This window comes from Rhizobium sp. GCM10022189 (genome assembly GCF_042656325.1).
Lineage (GTDB): Bacteria > Pseudomonadota > Alphaproteobacteria > Rhizobiales > Rhizobiaceae > Rhizobium.
This window is the reverse complement of record NZ_JBHSOR010000018.1, coordinates 22,069-37,453: the sequence shown is the minus strand read 5'-3', so window position 1 is coordinate 37,453 and position 15,385 is coordinate 22,069. Positions and strand designations below refer to the sequence as shown.

General features: G+C 63.6%; 15 protein-coding genes and 1 tRNA gene. 10 read left to right on the top strand and 6 right to left on the bottom strand.

All coding sequences use genetic code 11. From position 1 onward, the window contains the following. The first annotated feature begins 103 nt into the window (after positions 1 to 103). The 5 genes from ACFPWW_RS11235 (at position 104) to ACFPWW_RS11215 (ending at position 7,096) form a co-directional block, all read left to right on the top strand. Positions 104 to 1,303 (top strand): succinylglutamate desuccinylase/aspartoacylase domain-containing protein, encoded by a 1,200-nt coding sequence (locus ACFPWW_RS11235; protein ID WP_377311684.1) that lies wholly within the window; start codon positions 104 to 106, stop codon positions 1,301 to 1,303. A gap of 176 nt (positions 1,304 to 1,479) precedes the next feature. Then, a complete protein-coding gene (locus tag ACFPWW_RS11230) occupies positions 1,480 to 2,562 on the top strand; it encodes a substrate-binding domain-containing protein (protein ID WP_112706013.1) in 1,083 nt (360 codons plus the stop codon). A 91-nt stretch (positions 2,563 to 2,653) separates the two neighbouring features. Continuing rightward, positions 2,654 to 4,909: an ABC transporter permease gene (locus tag ACFPWW_RS11225; protein WP_112706014.1), complete on the top strand. Its 2,256-nt coding sequence runs from the start codon at positions 2,654 to 2,656 to the stop codon at positions 4,907 to 4,909. Next, a complete protein-coding gene (locus ACFPWW_RS11220; protein ID WP_112572729.1) occupies positions 4,902 to 5,684 on the top strand; it encodes an ATP-binding cassette domain-containing protein in 783 nt (260 codons plus the stop codon). The genes ACFPWW_RS11225 and ACFPWW_RS11220 overlap by 8 nt, the downstream gene beginning before the upstream one ends. Before the next feature lie 89 nt (positions 5,685 to 5,773). Next, a complete protein-coding gene (locus tag ACFPWW_RS11215; protein ID WP_377311683.1) occupies positions 5,774 to 7,096 on the top strand; it encodes a VapE domain-containing protein in 1,323 nt (440 codons plus the stop codon). A 371-nt stretch (positions 7,097 to 7,467) separates the two neighbouring features. Here ACFPWW_RS11215 and ACFPWW_RS11210 read toward each other — a convergent pair whose 3' ends face one another. The 3 genes from ACFPWW_RS11210 to ACFPWW_RS11200 form a co-directional block, all read right to left on the bottom strand. Beyond that, positions 7,468 to 7,731, bottom strand: a complete 264-nt coding sequence (locus tag ACFPWW_RS11210; RefSeq protein WP_112572725.1) for a DUF982 domain-containing protein — start codon at positions 7,729 to 7,731, stop codon at positions 7,468 to 7,470. A gap of 310 nt (positions 7,732 to 8,041) precedes the next feature. Further along, positions 8,042 to 8,293 carry a type II toxin-antitoxin system ParD family antitoxin gene (locus ACFPWW_RS11205; RefSeq protein ID WP_112757164.1) on the bottom strand — a complete coding sequence of 84 codons (252 nt, stop codon included), beginning with the start codon at positions 8,291 to 8,293 and terminating at the stop codon, positions 8,042 to 8,044. Between the two features lie 61 nt (positions 8,294 to 8,354). Beyond that, the gene (locus tag ACFPWW_RS11200) at positions 8,355 to 8,756 is read right to left on the bottom strand and encodes a winged helix-turn-helix transcriptional regulator (protein WP_377311682.1); all 402 of its coding nucleotides are present in this window, start codon (positions 8,754 to 8,756) and stop codon (positions 8,355 to 8,357) included. An 87-nt stretch (positions 8,757 to 8,843) separates the two neighbouring features. On the opposite strand from ACFPWW_RS11200, the gene ACFPWW_RS11195 reads away from it, so the two are divergent. The 4 genes from ACFPWW_RS11195 to ACFPWW_RS11180 all read left to right on the top strand — a co-directional run bounded on the left by ACFPWW_RS11195 (position 8,844) and on the right by ACFPWW_RS11180 (position 11,456). Further along, positions 8,844 to 9,578, top strand: coding sequence for an SDR family NAD(P)-dependent oxidoreductase (locus ACFPWW_RS11195; RefSeq protein WP_377311681.1), 735 nt, complete (start codon positions 8,844 to 8,846; stop codon positions 9,576 to 9,578). A 61-nt stretch (positions 9,579 to 9,639) separates the two neighbouring features. Then, positions 9,640 to 9,792, top strand: a complete 153-nt coding sequence (locus ACFPWW_RS11190; protein ID WP_377311680.1) for a hypothetical protein — start codon at positions 9,640 to 9,642, stop codon at positions 9,790 to 9,792. Positions 9,793 to 10,031: 239 nt separating this feature from the next. After that, the gene (locus ACFPWW_RS11185) at positions 10,032 to 11,045 is read left to right on the top strand and encodes a hypothetical protein (RefSeq protein WP_377311679.1); all 1,014 of its coding nucleotides are present in this window, start codon (positions 10,032 to 10,034) and stop codon (positions 11,043 to 11,045) included. Positions 11,046 to 11,105: 60 nt separating this feature from the next. Continuing rightward, positions 11,106 to 11,456 (top strand): GIY-YIG nuclease family protein, encoded by a 351-nt coding sequence (locus ACFPWW_RS11180; protein WP_377311678.1) that lies wholly within the window; start codon positions 11,106 to 11,108, stop codon positions 11,454 to 11,456. A gap of 677 nt (positions 11,457 to 12,133) precedes the next feature. On the opposite strand, the gene ACFPWW_RS11175 is transcribed toward ACFPWW_RS11180, so the two are convergent. Further along, positions 12,134 to 12,210: transfer RNA gene (locus ACFPWW_RS11175), tRNA-Arg, on the bottom strand. A gap of 169 nt (positions 12,211 to 12,379) precedes the next feature. On the opposite strand from ACFPWW_RS11175, the gene ACFPWW_RS11170 reads away from it, so the two are divergent. Next, positions 12,380 to 13,150: a tetratricopeptide repeat protein gene (locus tag ACFPWW_RS11170; RefSeq protein ID WP_377311676.1), complete on the top strand. Its 771-nt coding sequence runs from the start codon at positions 12,380 to 12,382 to the stop codon at positions 13,148 to 13,150. Between the two features lie 66 nt (positions 13,151 to 13,216). On the opposite strand, the gene ACFPWW_RS11165 is transcribed toward ACFPWW_RS11170, so the two are convergent. Further along, on the bottom strand, positions 13,217 to 13,999 hold the full coding sequence (locus tag ACFPWW_RS11165) for an ATP-binding cassette domain-containing protein (protein WP_112572712.1): 783 nt from the start codon (positions 13,997 to 13,999) through the stop codon (positions 13,217 to 13,219). 14 nt (positions 14,000 to 14,013) lie between these two features. Beyond that, positions 14,014 to 15,324, bottom strand: a complete 1,311-nt coding sequence (locus ACFPWW_RS11160; protein ID WP_112572775.1) for a sugar ABC transporter permease — start codon at positions 15,322 to 15,324, stop codon at positions 14,014 to 14,016. Between the last annotated feature and the right edge of the window lie 61 nt (positions 15,325 to 15,385).

Below are 15,385 nucleotides of genomic sequence, written 5' to 3'. Positions count from 1 at the left end.
CCGGGCAACCTTGCCGGTTTGCCGTCATACCCTAGATTGAAGCTGGGCGGATTTTTCGCGCCCGACGTCCATGCCGTTGTTGCGGATGCGGAGGGCTTCCATCATGTCGGACAAGTCGAAGACGGGTATCGATCGCCGCGACCTGCTGATTGCGTCGCTTGCGACGGTCGGCGCCTCGGCCGCCCTTGCCGCCGGCACGGGGCCTGCGCAGGCGCAGGCGCAGGCGACAACGGCAGCCGCAGCCGATCCGACGCCGGGAACGGTCTATACCGGCGATGTCATCCAGGGAAAAAAGGTCGTCAGCGCGCTCGACGTCGACGACCTGGAGCCGGGGCAGAAGCACCATCTCTATTTCCAGGGCGTGCAGATGCCCACGGGGCAGCACTGGTATGCGTCCGTCATCGTCGCCAAGGGGGCGAGGCCCGGCAAGCGCGGCGTGCTGACCAGCGGTGTGCATGGCGACGAAATGAGCAATATCCACACGGTCCAGACCGTGATGAACCAGCTCGATCCGGCGCAGATGTCGGGCACTGTCATGGCGGTCACCGACGTGGCGCGGCCGGCCGTCGAAAGCATGCAGCGCCGGTGGCCCAACCAGGGCAGGGGCGCAGACCTGATCGACATGAACCGGGAATGGCCGGGCAACGAGAACGGTCTAACCGCGCCCAGCCGCCACGCCGGGCTGATGTTCAACCGGCTGCTGCGGCCGAACGCCGACTTCGCGATCGATTTCCACACCGGAACGACCGGGTTCGAAGTCACCGCATTCAATATCGGCGGCATGGATGTGCCCGAGGTCAAGGCCATGCTGGAGCTCTATCCCGTCGGCCAGATCTTCGACAACCATGTCTATCCCGGTGTGCTGCACAACGCCTTCATGGACGTGGGCATCCCCTCCTTCACGCCGGAGATCGGCGCTGCCCGCGTTCTGGATATCGAGATGATCTCGCTGTTCGTGGAAGGCACGATGAACGTCCTCAAGCATTACGGCATCGTTGCCGGGCCGATGGGCCGGACCGGCAAGGACGTGAACGTCTTCGTCGGCAACAGCGCCTTTCCGATCCTGGCAACCGAGGGCGGGATCGTCGAGCATCTGGTCAGGCTCAACGACAAGGTCGAGGCCGGACAGAAGGTGGCCATCCAGCGCAACAGTTTCGGCGAAGTGGTCGCGGAATATACAAGCGGCGTGGCCGGAGAGATAACGGGCCAGCGCAGCGACGCAATGGCCGAGCCCGGCAACCCTCTGGTCTTCATCCTCTTCCACAAGGCGGCGCCTGGCGGTGGCGAGGCCTATCCCGAGTAAGAACCGGTTATCGGTGCCTCGAAAACGAACAAATTCACAGAGATCGTCAACTTATCCGTTTACTTGGCCCGGAATTGCGCAGAATATTAGCAAGTGGGAGAATAAGCCTCCGGCCCCACTCTCGTTACATTGCGCCCGCTAGGCTTTTCTCCCCTGGTTGCAAGGGAGGACCAATCATGAGGCGTGTATTGTTCTATGCGGCTTCGGCCGCAATACTGTCGATCGGTGTCCCGCAGGCATTCGCGCAGTCGGGCAGCGTCGAAAAGGCGGTCGGCGGCTATAATTTCGAGGAGGCGGCCAAGGAAGCCCCCGGCACGAAGGATTTCCATTCGGCCGACGGTCATCTGACGTTTGCGATCGTCACGCACACGGCAGGCAACGGTTTCTTCGATCCTGTCTATGTCGGCGCCACCGTGGCCGGCAACATGATCGGCGCCAAGATATTGCTGCTCGGTTCGGAATCGCCGGTGGACGACCCGGCCCGCGAGATCGAGATCCTGAACCAGATCGTGCAGGACCCGACGATCGACGGCATCATCATGACGACGCCGCAGGTCGGCGCCTATAACGATATCGTCAAGGCGGCCGAGGCGGCGGGCATTCCGGTGGCGACGACCAATTCGTTCGACGGCACTATCCTGCACCGCAGCGCCATCAGCCATACCGGCCAGGATGCCTCGGCTGCGGCGATCGGCGGCGAGGCGCTGGCCAATTGCGTGCTGGCGAGCGGGGCCACCGGCGGCTCGATCCTGCTGCCGTCCTCCACCGCGATGGGCAATATCGAGGTGAACAACCGTGTCACCGCCGCCTTCAACGCCATCGTCAAGACGCTGAAGGATGCCGGCAAGCTCGATGCCTTCAAGGTTGACGCCGGCCCGGAAAACGTCGGCATCGACACGAACCCGAACGACCCCGTCAACGCGCTGGTTTCGCTCTTCGAATCCCGCGGCGACGTGGTGGGCGCCTTCACGGCCAACAACGTCTTCACGCCGCCGCTCGTCAAGGCGGTTGCGCAGATGGGCAAGACCGGCAAGTTCTGCGCCTTCGGCTTCGATCTCGGCCCGGCACAGCAGGAAGGCATTGCGGCGGGCAACCTGACCGGCTCGCTCGGCCAGCAGCCCTTCCTGCAGGGGTTCTGGCCGGTCATGCAGCTCTACCTGCAGATCGACCGCGGCATTGCTGCGGCCAATCTCGATACGCGCGCCCAGCTGGTGACGAAGGACACGGTCGCCAATGTCGGCAAGCGCTTCGAGAACTGATTGCGGCTCGAAACGCCTGAAACAGCGGCGGGAGGGCGCAGGCCGTCCCGCCGCGCCAAAGCCAAAGCCAGGGACCGCTCGGTAGAAATTCATGGAGCCCGCCACGACGACATCGCTCGGCCGTGCGCCGCCCCAGCTCGTCGGCGGCTGGGAGGCGGGGCTCGTGCTGTTCCTTGCGCTGCTCTATCTCGGCGGGGCCGTCGTCAACCCGGCCTTCTTCGGATCGACGGAGGCCCTCCACGCGCTGCTGCGCGATACGTCGCGCGTCGGCATCATCGCGGTCGGCATGACCTTCGTCATCGTCAACCGGGATCTCGACCTTTCGGTCGGCTCGACCTACGGCCTCGTCGCCGTGGTCTTCGCCAGGCTTTTCGCCGCGAGCTTCCTCGATTTCGGCGTGGTCGCGTCGGCGCTGCTCTGCCTGCTGCTCGGCACGGCGATCGGCCTGACCAACGGCGTGCTCGTCACCCTCCTGAAAGTGCCGGCCTTCATCGCCACGCTGACGATGCTCTTCATCGGCCGCGGCTTCGTGCTGGCGCTGACGCACGGGCAGGCGATCTACTATTCCGACAAGGCGAGGGACTATCCGCTGTTCTTCCATCTCGGCGAGACGAACCTCTTCGGCTTCAACAACCAGATCGCGATCTTCTTCCTCGTCGCCGTCGCGGGCGCCGTCGTGCTTGCCAAGACGCGCTGGGGCTACGAGACCTTTTCCACCGGCGGCAACGAGCAGGCGGCCGTCTATGCCGGCATCCGCACGCGCTGGGTGCGCATCCGCGCCTATCTCATCTCCTCGCTCGCGGCCACGCTTGCGGCCCTGCTCTCGGCCGCGCAGGACAAGGGTGTGACGCCGCTTTACGGCGTCAGCTGGGAACTCACCGTCATCGCCTCCGTCGTCATCGGCGGCGCGTCGATCCTCGGCGGGCGCGGGCGGGTGATCGGCTCGTGCCTGGGGGCCGCGGTCGTGGTGCTGATCGACAAGGTGCTTCGCGAGGGCTGGCCGATCACGCGCATCGTCGTCATCGACGGCGAGAATGTCGCCGTCGGCGCCAAGTTCACCCTGCCGGCAGGGGCGGTGCTGGTCTTCCTCGGCCTGCTTCTCGTCGCCGCGGTGCTGATCGAGCCGGTGCTCATCCGCCGCCAGCTCGCCGCCCGGTTCTGGGCGTGGCTCCGCGGCCGGCCGCCGCCGCCGGCCTACGAGACGGGCGGCGTGGCGATCGAGGGCGTGCAGACCAAGGGGGCCGCGGCGGCGGACGCGGCGCTGTCGGCCGGCGGGCTCGGCCGGTTTCTCGCCCGGCGCGACGCGCTCGCCATCATCCTGACCGCGCTCCTGTGGCTGACGGGCCTGGCGCTCAGGCCGGACTACTGGTGGAACCTGCCCAACACCTTTGCCATCCTGCTCAACTATACGGAGCTTGCCCTCATCGCCGTCGGGCTCACCTATGTCATCGCGGCCGGCGATATCGACCTTTCGGTCGGCGCCGTGCTTGCCCTTGCCGGCAGCACGGCGGCCTATTGCCTGAAAGTGCTCGGGGCCGACCCGCTGACCGCCGTGGCGATGGGCCTGCTGGCCGGCATGGCGGCCGGTGCCGTCAACGCCACGGTCGTCGTCGGCTTCAGGCTGCCGGCCTTCATCGCCACGCTCGGCATGTTCTACATCGCCCGCGGGCTTGCCGCCTGGTTCGTGGCGGGCCAGCAGCTGACCGGCTGGCCGGAAGCCTATAACCTGCTCGGGCGCAAGGTGAACGACGTTCTTCTGCATTTCGGCCTCGCATTGCCGCCCGGCATGTTGCGCACCGTGGCCGAGGCCGTCAGCGTGCAGACGATCTGGATGTTCCTTGTCGCCCTCATTGCCGGCATCATGCTGGCCTATACGCCGTTCGGGCTGAAAGTGTGCGCGGCCGGCGGCAACGTGCGCGCGGCCGCCTATGCCGGCATCGACACCAACCGCGTGCGCTTCCTCTCGCTCATGCTGTCGGCGCTCTGCGCCACGATGGCCGGGATCATCAACGTCGCCTATTTCCGCAGCTTCAACCCGGTGGCCGGCCAGTTCCGCGAGCTGGACGCCATCGCCTCCGTCATCATCGGCGGCGGTTCGATCTTCGGCGGCTACGGCACGATGATCGGCTCGCTGGCGGGGGCGGCGGTCATCACGCTCGTGCGCGCGCTGCTGCAGCTCAACGTGCAGGGCTTCAGCATGCCGCAGCACTGGATCAACGTCTTCGTCGGCGTCATCCTCATCGTCGCGGTGCTGATCGACATCTGGGTGCGCCAGGCCAATATTTTCGGGCGGCTGCGGGCGCGGCTGAGGCCGGCGGCGCCGGCAGGGGAGAGCGGTCATGGCTGAGGCGGCACCATCCGTCCCGATCGTGGAAATGCGCGGCATCGAAAAGGCCTTCGGGGCGGTGCAGGCGCTGCGCAAGGTGGATCTGACGCTCTATCCCGGCGAGATCCTCGGCCTTGTCGGCGACAATTCGGCCGGCAAATCGACGCTGATGAAGATCCTGACCGGCGCCTACCAGCGCGATGCCGGCGATATTCTCGTGGCCGGCCGGCCGGTGCGCTTCAGGAGCCCGCACGAGAGCCGCGATGCCGGCATCGAGATGATCTACCAGGATTTCGCGCTCTGCGGCAACATGGATGTCGGCCAGAACATCTTCCTCGGCCGCTGGCCGCTGATCGGCCCCTTCGTCAACCGGCGCAAGATGTATGCGCAGGCCGACAGCGTGCTGAAACGGCTGAAGGTGGACGTCAACTCCGTCTACCAGAAGGTGGAGAGCCTGTCGGGCGGGCGCCAGCAATCCGTGGCGATCGCCCGCGCCATCTCCTTCGATCCGCGCGTCGTCATCCTCGACGAGCCGACCGCCAACCTTTCGGTCATGGCGACCGAACGGCTGCTCGAAACCATGCTGGAACTGAAGCGGCAGGGTGTTGCCCAGATCATCATCTCGCACCGGCTGGTCGATATTTTCGCCGTCGGCGACCGTGTGATGGTGCTCAAGCGCGGCGAATATGTCGGCGACCGCTATATCCGCAATACCGACGAGCACGAGGTGCTGGAGATCATCGTGTCCGGCACGCGCGAGAGCGCGCGGACCGCCGACGAGGCGCGGCGGGGCTGAGCGGGCGGGGCGATTCCATCCGCCAACCTTTTTCCGGATAGGCCTGGCGGGGTCCGAAGCCTCTTCCTCCACCCCGCACGGAAAATCCCATGCCGCCTGTGACCGCCCAAGCCCCGCAAAACGACTGGCTCGCCATGCTCATGACGAACGACAAGGGCAATCCGCTTCCTGCCCTCACGCTCAACTGGACGGTGATGCTGGAACAGCATCCCGACGCGCAGGGAATGCTCGCGCTCGACGAATTCAGCGGCCAGACGATGCTGCTGCGCCGGCCGCCGTGGGATCTGCGGCAGGGCGCCTGGAGCCCGCGGCCCGTCGGCAACAACGACCTTGCCGAAGCGGTGGAATGGCTGGAAGGCTTCGGCCTGACGCCGAAGGTTTCCAGCATCAATTCCGTCATCGACAAGGTCGCCGGCCGGCATCCCTATCATCCGGTGCGGGGCTGGCTGTCGTCGCTGCCGGCATGGGACGGGCTGCGGCGCGTCGATACGTTCCTGACCTATTATCTCGGCGCCGAGGACACGGCGCTGAACCGCGCCTTTGCGCGCAAGTGGCTCTCGGCGCTCGCCCGGCGCGTCTTCCAGCCGGGCTGCCAGTTCGACCATGTGCTGACCCTGCAGGGCCGGCAGGGGCTTGGAAAATCGTCGTTCGGCCGGGCGCTGGTGCCGATCGAGGAATGGGTGACGGACGGCGTGACGGTGGGCGACGGGGCGCGCGAGGTGATCGAGAACACGCGCGGGCGCTGGATCGTCGAGCTTGCGGAACTTGCCGGCCGGACGAACCGGGAGGTGGAGGCGATCAAGAAATTCATCACGGTCCGCGAGGATACGGCACGCGGCGCCTACCAGCAGCGGGTCGAGGCCGTGCCGCGCCAGTTCGTGTTCTACGCCACGACCAATGCCGACGAATTCCTGACCGATACGACCGGCAACCGCCGCTGGTGGCCGGTCAAGCCGACCTCGATCGACATCGAGGCCATCCGCGCCGACCGCGACCAGATCTGGGCCGAGGTCATGACCATCTACAAGCACGAGCCGCTGTGGCTGGAGGACGAGGCCCTGCAGGCCGATCTTGAAGCGCTGCACAAGGGTGTGACGGATTTCGGCCCCACCTACGAGATCATCCGCGACCTCATCCCTGCCGGCAACATGATGGTGCCCTGCGCCGACATCCGCCGGCTGCTGACCGGCGGCAGCGCCGATGCCAGCCGCCTGCCGGCAGGATGGCGCGCCAACCTGCACAGGGCGCTTGTCGGGCTCGGCTTCGAACCGCAGGCGGTGGTTTCCAATCGCGGCCGCGATTCCGTGCGCGCCTATATTCGCGGCGATATCAGCGGCAAGCCCTGGGCGCGCTGGGAGGACGGCCGCATCGCATTCGAGTCCGGCTGGCAAAGGCGCGGGCGCGACTATTAGATTTTTCAGCCGCACCGCCGCCGGGCCGCCTGCCTGCTTACGGCGCTTACGATTGCACACGCAAACTTCGTAAGCGCATTTGCCTAACGGTTTCAACGGTTTGTCGAAGCGCTTACGCACTTACGAAGATATGGCGAAACACAGGTGGAGATCTGTTATTCCTATGGGAGTGGGGAGACGGGGCGCAATTTCGTAAGTTCGTAAGCGCGAGCGTCAAGATGCTGAATTCGTTCGGCAAACGCGCTTACGAAACGGGCGGGCGAAGGCCGGCGCTTACGAAATCCGGGCGTTGGGCCGCAGCGGGCGCGGAGACCAAGGCCCGGCAAGGGGGCGGTTCCCGCCCCCGGTGGTCCGGGGACCGGCCGGGCAGATCAATGAAGCACGGCGATGGCGGTAATGCCGGCCTCGGCGGCGGCGCGAATGATCGCCGCTCTCAGGTCTTCCGGGTCGGCCTTGCCCTGCACGACATCCAGGCAGATCTTGATCGCCGCCAGAAACTCCTCCCCGTCATCGCAGGGGAATTCCGTCATCAGCACATTGGCCGCCCCGATCGCCGTGCGCACGGACAGGACCCTGTCCGGATTGTGAAACATCAGGATCACGGGATCGAATTCGATTGGAGTGTCCCATTCCATGACACAATACTCCCGAGGGGATGGCGTATTGTTAACCACGCAAGAGGCGTGCCACGGGGAGGGTGGGGCGCGGAATGGGTGTGGTGCTTGCCGGGCGGGGGTGGAGAGGGATCGCCGGCGCCCGGATTGTTCGGCCAGTGGCCGGGGGCATCGAGGAAGGCGTTCACGCTGTCAGCCGTGCCGAACAGAAGCTTCGCTGAAATCACATGCCTTCGCCGCGCGGCGAGCGGCTGGGAGCGGACTTGCAAGATCGCGCCGGTCCTAGCCGAAAAGACTTTGCCAGGCCTGCCGGCGTGCTGGACGCGGGCGATCAGGATGCCCGGCCGGCGGCCAGGCGTTCACGCGCGGCCTGGAGAATATCTTCCTTCGAGCGGTCGCTGACGCCGCTCGCCAGACCTTCCGCGACAAGCCGCTGCAGGTCCGCCAGCTTGTCCGCGCGCTCCTGATCGCGCCGGATCAGATCGCGGACATAATCGCTTGCGTTGCTGTAACGCCCGGTCTTCGTCTGGGCTTCCACCCATTCCTTCATCGGGTCGGGCAGGGAGACGTTCATGGTTGCCATATCGATCACCTCATGTGGAAAGTATGGCATAAATTGGCAAAGATTGGCAATAACCCCGCGCTCATCCGGCATCCTGCGCAAGCTGGGCGTCGCGCCCGGCAAAGATGAGCTGCACTTGCGCCATGTTCTGGGTTCCCCAGGTGCAGAGCGGCACGATCGCGGCGGCCAGGCTGCGGCCGAGCGGGGTCAGCGTGTAGTCCACGCGCGGCGGCACTTCGTGATAGTCGGTGCGCATCAGCACGCAGTCGGCCTCCAGCTCCTTCAGCTGCTGGATCAGCACCTTGTCGCTGACGCCCTCGATCGCGCGCTTCAGCTCGCCGTACCGCTTCGGACCGTCGAGAAGGAAATAGAGGATCAGCGGCTTCCACTTGCCGGCGATGATGCGAAGCGTGACGGCGAGGCCGTGGGAATAGCCGAGGCCGCAGTTGGGAGAGGTTTCGCAGTTGTCCGAGGATTCGCTCATTTTTTTCCATACTTACCAAATGGTGCATACTTGTGGCTAGGTAATCACCCTCTTAGGTCAGTGCAACCCCAACAGAGGAAGCACAGCATGACCAGACTGAATGGAAAGACAGCCGTGATTACTGGCGGCGCGACCGGCATCGGCCGCGCGGCGGCGAAGCGTTTCATCGAGGAGGGCGCCTTCGTCTATATTTTCGGCCGGCGGCAGGAAGCGCTCGATGCCGCTGTCGCCGAACTCGGGCCGAAAGCCCGCGCGGTGAAGGGTTCGGTCTCCGATCCTGATGACCTCGACCGGCTCTATGCGGCGGTGAAGGCCGAGCGCGGAACGCTCGACATCGTCTTTGCCAATGCCGGGGCGGGAAGCCCGCTGCCGCTCGGCCAGATCACCGCCGAGCATATCGACGAGACCTTCGACACCAATGTGAAGGGTACGATCTTCACCGTCCAGAAGGCGTTGCCGCTGATGGGTGCTGGCGGTTCCGTCATCCTGACGGGATCGAGCGCCGGCACCACGGGCGCGCCGGCGTTCAGCGCCTATAGCGCGAGCAAGGCGGCGGTGCGCAACCTCGCGCGAAGCTGGGCGGAGGACCTGAAGGGCACCGGCATCCGCGTCAACGTGCTGTCGCCCGGAGCGACGGCGACCGAACTCGCCAAGGAGGCGCTGGGCGAGGAGGGCCAGAAGGTCTTCGCCGCGATGACGCCGCTCCAGCGCATGGCCGATCCGGCCGAGATCGGCGCGGCGGCCGCCTTTCTCGCCTCGCCGGACAGCAGCTTCATGACCGCCAGCGAAGTCGCCGTCGACGGCGGCCTTGCCCAGCTCTGAGGCGCTGCGCCCTGCCGCACCTGGCGGCGCGGCAGGGCTGGCGGACTGAAGGAGAAAATCGATGCGCTACGCAATTATCGGCTTCGGCAGGATCGGCCACGCCATTGCCGGGGCCAGCCTTGGCGCACGCGCTTGGCCGTTTCGACCAGCAATCATCTTTTCCCGCGCACGCTGCACGGATCGACGGTTGCGCGAACTGGAACTGTGGAGGTGAGCTTGAGAGCCTTGAGGTGAGACATGCTGTGATCCTTCCCGAAACCGTTGAAGGTAAGTCCCGCATACAGCCAGCCACCAAAAGTGCAAGCGCAATTTTTGATTGGTCTGGGCCTTGATCTACACAGAGCGGTTACGAGAAACTACTGCAACAAGATTCGTTCAAGGTCATCGAGAACAATCTTCGAACGAATAATGGAATTGCTAGGCCCGAAAAGTGGCCGCAAATGAGATGGCTCAATGTCGAGAGTGTCCTATTTTCAGCGTTTCTCCCAACGGGAGAACCATGCCACCAACAACACGTTACTGCTACTGCGGTATTTTTATGAAGAGAGCCCTAGAAAGCTTCAGCAAGTCCTGAACACCTGGTTGGACGAAGCGCCGGTAGAAATAGGATTGACGTTTGAGCAGCAGATTAGAATGTCAGACAGCGTGCCTGATGGCTTTATAAAGCAGGCGCCGCTTCAGATTTACTTCGAAAGCAAGCATGGTGGCGGCCTTTGGGAAGACCAAATCGAGCGTCACATGAACAGCATCACCAATGATATCGGTGGTGCCGCAACTCGACTTTTGATAGGTCTTACGCGAGAACCTTCCCCCGAGGCGCTCAATGCAAAGTTGATCGCAAAGGCAGCGGACAAGAAAATAATCTATCGTGGGCTTACCTATTCCAGAATAATCAACGATCTGCGGCAAACGTGCGAACGTCACGATGAAAGCCTGCATCGCATATTGGACGACTACCAAGATTTTCTCGCGCATGACGGGCTTCTTGATAACCGAGACAACCGCATGGTGGTTTTCCGGTGTGGCACGTCCCTGACGGAAAACCTGAAATTTGGCCTGTACTATGAGCCTCCCTCACGCTCTTGTCGTAGCAGCGCGGGGTTCCTTGGTGTCTACAAAAGCAAGCAAGTTCATGCAATTGGCAGGCTGCAAACGATCGCTGTTTTTTCGTTCAACAACGGCCAGGTTGCCGTGGTTGAAAACGAGTTTGGAACCGCTTCGCAAGAGCAGATTGATCGCGTGAGGGAAGTTGTGAAGGAGACCAGCTACTATGCGTTGGGGCAGGATGATTTGAGGGTGTATTTTGTCGAAAAGTTTGTCCCAACACTGATAACGAAAACCTCCCCGGGTGGGATGATGGGAACGAGGTATCTCAATCTCGGTGAGTTGTCGCCAAAGCTGCTTTCGCCATCAACGCAAACCACTGATGAAATCGCTGCGAGGCTGCACGGAACCAATTTCATATGAACCCGTGTCACGCATGGTTCGCGGTGTAGTTTGCGGCAGCGATATTGAAATTGAGAGCATATGCACGAAAAATCCCGACACTACACCGAAGCTCTTCACCCAAAGTTCGAAGCCCTTGTGAGCCAGCCGTCCGTAACGACCGGGATTCTCCCTCCTGAAATTAAGGGATCGGGCGTATACATGTTCAGCGAGGGAGGGACAAACCTTTATGTGGGACGAACGCGCAATATTCGCGCTCGCTACGGTCAACATACCCGGCTTTCCAGTGGTCACAACAGCGCGTCATTCGCTTTCAAGCTAGCGCGTCAGATGACAGGCTACATCAAAGCAGAATACAAGGCCGGTGAAATGTTGCTTGCTCTTGAACGCCGAATTCGCGGCGGCCTTCCAGCAGTCGCTCGAACGCATTAAGCGCATAGACTTTCGCTTTGTGGAGGAGGCCGGTCCCACACGGCAATGCTTGCTCGAGGCCTATGCTAGCGTCGTTTGCGGCTCGCCATACAACGATTTCAGCACTACCTAAGGCCGACGGTCTTACACATCTGACAAGAAAGGCCGCCGATCTATACAGCAAGATCGATTACCGGCGCACCGCTTTACGATTTGTCGCTCCGTGGACCCGTCCTTGCTGCCACGCTTCAACTCTTCGATGCGCTTTTCGAGAAGCTTGATTTCAGCGTAGGCATCATCATCGAGCAGAACAGGCTCATTGGCATACTCCTCCTATCCGGGCCGGAGGAAGTCCTTGATCTGCTCTGTATTCATCTGCGCATAGTGCTTGTCGATCATCGCAAGCGACGTGCGGGTACTGGGGGCAACGTGGTGGACAGAGACGTTGTTTGCGAGCATCTGCGAAATGTAGAAGTGTTCGGAACGAATAGGACGTGCGACGAACGCCGCGATTGTCCTTTTCCAGCCCAGCGGCGATTAGCAGCGCGTTGAGGCTTTTCTTGAACGAGAGGATTCGATTGGCCTCGTCCGCGAAGTAGGCGACGGGAAAGCGGCGAGTTATAGGGGGCTAGAAAGTCGGGTGATAATGGCTGTGTTCGCCGCGCTCGGCTTCCGCGCACAATGCATTAGGAAATCGGTGGCGCACCCGACAGGATTCGAACCTGTGACCTTTGGAATCGGAATCCAACACTCTATCCAGCTGAGCTACGGGTGCATGCCTGACGATGTGACTCGTCGTCCGATGTCGTGGTTCTTAGCCTAGCTTTGGCTCTGCTTCAATCGCCAAGTTGGCGAAATTCGGCCTTGCGGCGTGCTGCGGTGTTTTCATGGGGATGGGCCGGGGGTAAAGCTTCCTCGTTTGGTTTAGTTTTATCGGGGGATTCGTGGGCGAGGCGGTTTTCGATCTGGCGCGGCGGGCGCGGTTTGCGGGGCTTTCGGGGAATTTTGCCCTGGGGCATGAGATTTTGGACGGGGCGGTTGCCGAGGCCGGGGCGGAGGAGGGGGCGCGGGCCTGGATTGCGATCGAGCGGGGGCGGCTTTTCAACAGTGCCGGGGAGGCTTCACGGGCGCTGCCGTTTTTCGGCGAGGCATGGGAGCTGGCGCAGCGGGCGGGGGATCACAATCTGGCGGTCGATGCGGCGCATATGCTGGCGATCGCTTCCGATGTCGAGGCGGCCGAGCGCTGGGTGGCCGTGGCGCTCGACTATATCGACGCGCATGGGGCGAGCCCGCATTGGCGGGGCATGCTGCACCACAATCTCGGCTGGACCTATTTCGAGGCGGGGCGGTTCGACGATGCGCTCGGCGCCTTCCGGCGCGACGAGGCGATCCGCGAGGCTTCCGGCAATGCGCAGACGCTGAAGGTGGCGCGTTATGCCGTCGTGCGCACGCTCCGGGCGCTGGGGCGGCTGGACGAGGCGATTGCGCTCGCGGAGGAGGTCGTGCGGCTTGCGGATGCGGCCAATGACGGCGCGCCCTACGTCTGTGAGGAACTGGCGGAATGCCATGCGCTCAAGGGCGCGATGGCGCAGGCGCGGCACTTTGCGGCGCGGGCGCATGGCATCCTGTCCGGCAATGCGGCCTTCGTGAAGGAGGAGCCTGCGCGGCTGGCGCGGCTTGCCGCCCTTGCCGGTGATGCGGCGGGCGCGGGCTGAGGCGGACATGAAAACTCCGCCGGCCCTTGCGGGCGGCGGAGCTTCCTGCCGGACAGCTGCCGGATATCAGAGCTGCATGGCGCCGGGGCCGGGAATGGCTTTCGGCGGCACCTTGCCGAGGATGATCATGCCGAGCACCTCGTCCTTGGTCACGTCCTCGGTGCGGGCGTGGCCGACGACCTGGCCGTTCTTCATCACCGAGACGCGGTCGGCGAGGTCGAAGACGTCGTGGATGTCGTGGCTGATCAAGAAGATGCCGATGCCTTCCTTCTTCAGCTGCTTGATGAGCTCGCCCACCTGCGCCGTTTCCTGCGGGCCGAGCGCTGCCGTCGGCTCGTCCATGATGAGGATGCGGGCGTTGAACAGGATGGCGCGGGCAATGGCCACAGACTGGCGCTGGCCGCCGGACAATGCTTTGACCGGCTCCTTGAAGCGCTTGAAGTTGGGGTTCAGGCGGCCCATCACCTCGCGCGCGGAGGCTTCCATCGCCACGTCGTCGAGCGTGCCCCAGCGGGTCTTCAGCTCGCGGCCGAGATAGAGGTTGGCGGCGGCATCGACATTATCGGCGACGGCGAGCGTCTGGTAGATCGTCTCGATGCCGAATTTCTTGGCGTCGCGCGGATTGCGGATGTCGGCCGGTTCGCCGTTGATCAGGATTTCGCCCGAGTCGCGCTTGTAGGCGCCGGAGAGGATCTTGATCAGCGTCGACTTGCCGGCGCCGTTATGGCCGAGAAGGGCCACGACTTCGCCGGGATAGAGATCGACCGAGGCATTGTCGACCGCGTGGATGCCGCCGAAGGAGATCGAGATGTTTTTCAGTTCCACAAGGGGAGTGCGTTGTTCAGCCATGGTTCGTACTCCTCTTACTTCGCACGGGAGCGATAGACGGTGTCGAGCCAGACGGCAATGACGAGCACCGCGCCGACGACGACGTTCTGGATGGGTGTGTCGACATTGGCGAGACCCATGCCCGACTGCAGCGACTGCATGACGAGCGCGCCGAGCATGGCGCCGGCGATCGTGCCGGTGCCGCCGGCAAGCGACGTGCCGCCGATGACGGCTGCCGCGATCGTGTAGAGTTCGTAGGTCGTGCCCTGCGAATTGGCGGCGGCGTTGAGGCGGGCCGTCGAGATCGCGGCGGCGACGGCTGCGAGGAAGCCCATCAGCGCGAAGATGCGCACCGTGACCCAGCGGGTCTTGATGCCGGCAAGCTCGGCCGCTTCCGGATTGCCGCCGATGGCGAAGACATAGCGGCCGAAGCGCAGGCGGGTGGCGATGAAGGTCATGACGATGCCGACGAGGATGGCGATCAGCACCGGCACGGCAATGCCGTAGGGGATCATCAGGCCGCCTTCCGGCACGGGAATGTTGTTGGCTTCGGCGTAACGCTTGGCAATTGCCGGCGGCCAGTAATAGATGGTGGAGACCCAGATGGCGCCGAGCACCATGGCGCAGCCGAGAACGCCGAGGAAATATTCGGCCCAGAGCGGGCGGCGCGGGAAGTTGAAGCGGCGGCGCTGGTGGCGCGAGCCGATGATGGACACGACGATCAGCACGCAGGCGACCGCGCCGATGACCCAGCTCCAGGTGGCGCCGATGGCGCCTTCGGCGCCGCCGCCCATGATGCGGAAGGTGGTGTCCAGCGGCGCGACCGTCTGGCCGCTCGTGACATACCAGGCAAGGCCGCGCCAGGCGAGGAAGCCGCCGAGGGTGACGATGAAGGAGGGCACGCCCATGAAGGCGATGATGACGCCCTGGAACAGGCCGATCGCGGTGCCGACGAGAAGGCCGCAGACGAGCGTGATCACCCAGGTGAAGGAATTGTCGAAGCCCAGATATTGCGGCAGGAACTGCGCCTGGACCACGCCCATGATCATGGCGACGAAGCCGAGGATCGAGCCGATCGACAGGTCGATATTGCGGGTGACGATGACCAGCACCATGCCGGTCGCCAGAACCGCGATTTCCGTCGTCTGGACCGAGAGGTTCCAGAGGTTTCTGGGGGTGAGGAACAGGCCGCCGGTGTAAAAATGGAAGCCGACCCAGATGACCAGCAGCGCGCCGATCATGCCGAGAAGGCGGGTATCTATTTCCGTCGCCCGCAGAAAGCGCGTGAAGGGGCCTTCCACTGCCGTGCGCGGGCCTGACGTTGTCGATTGGGTGATGTCTGCCATGGGTTTGCCGTTTCCCCCATTTGTTTGGGCGCGGGCCTGCTTGCGAAAGCTGCCGGCGATC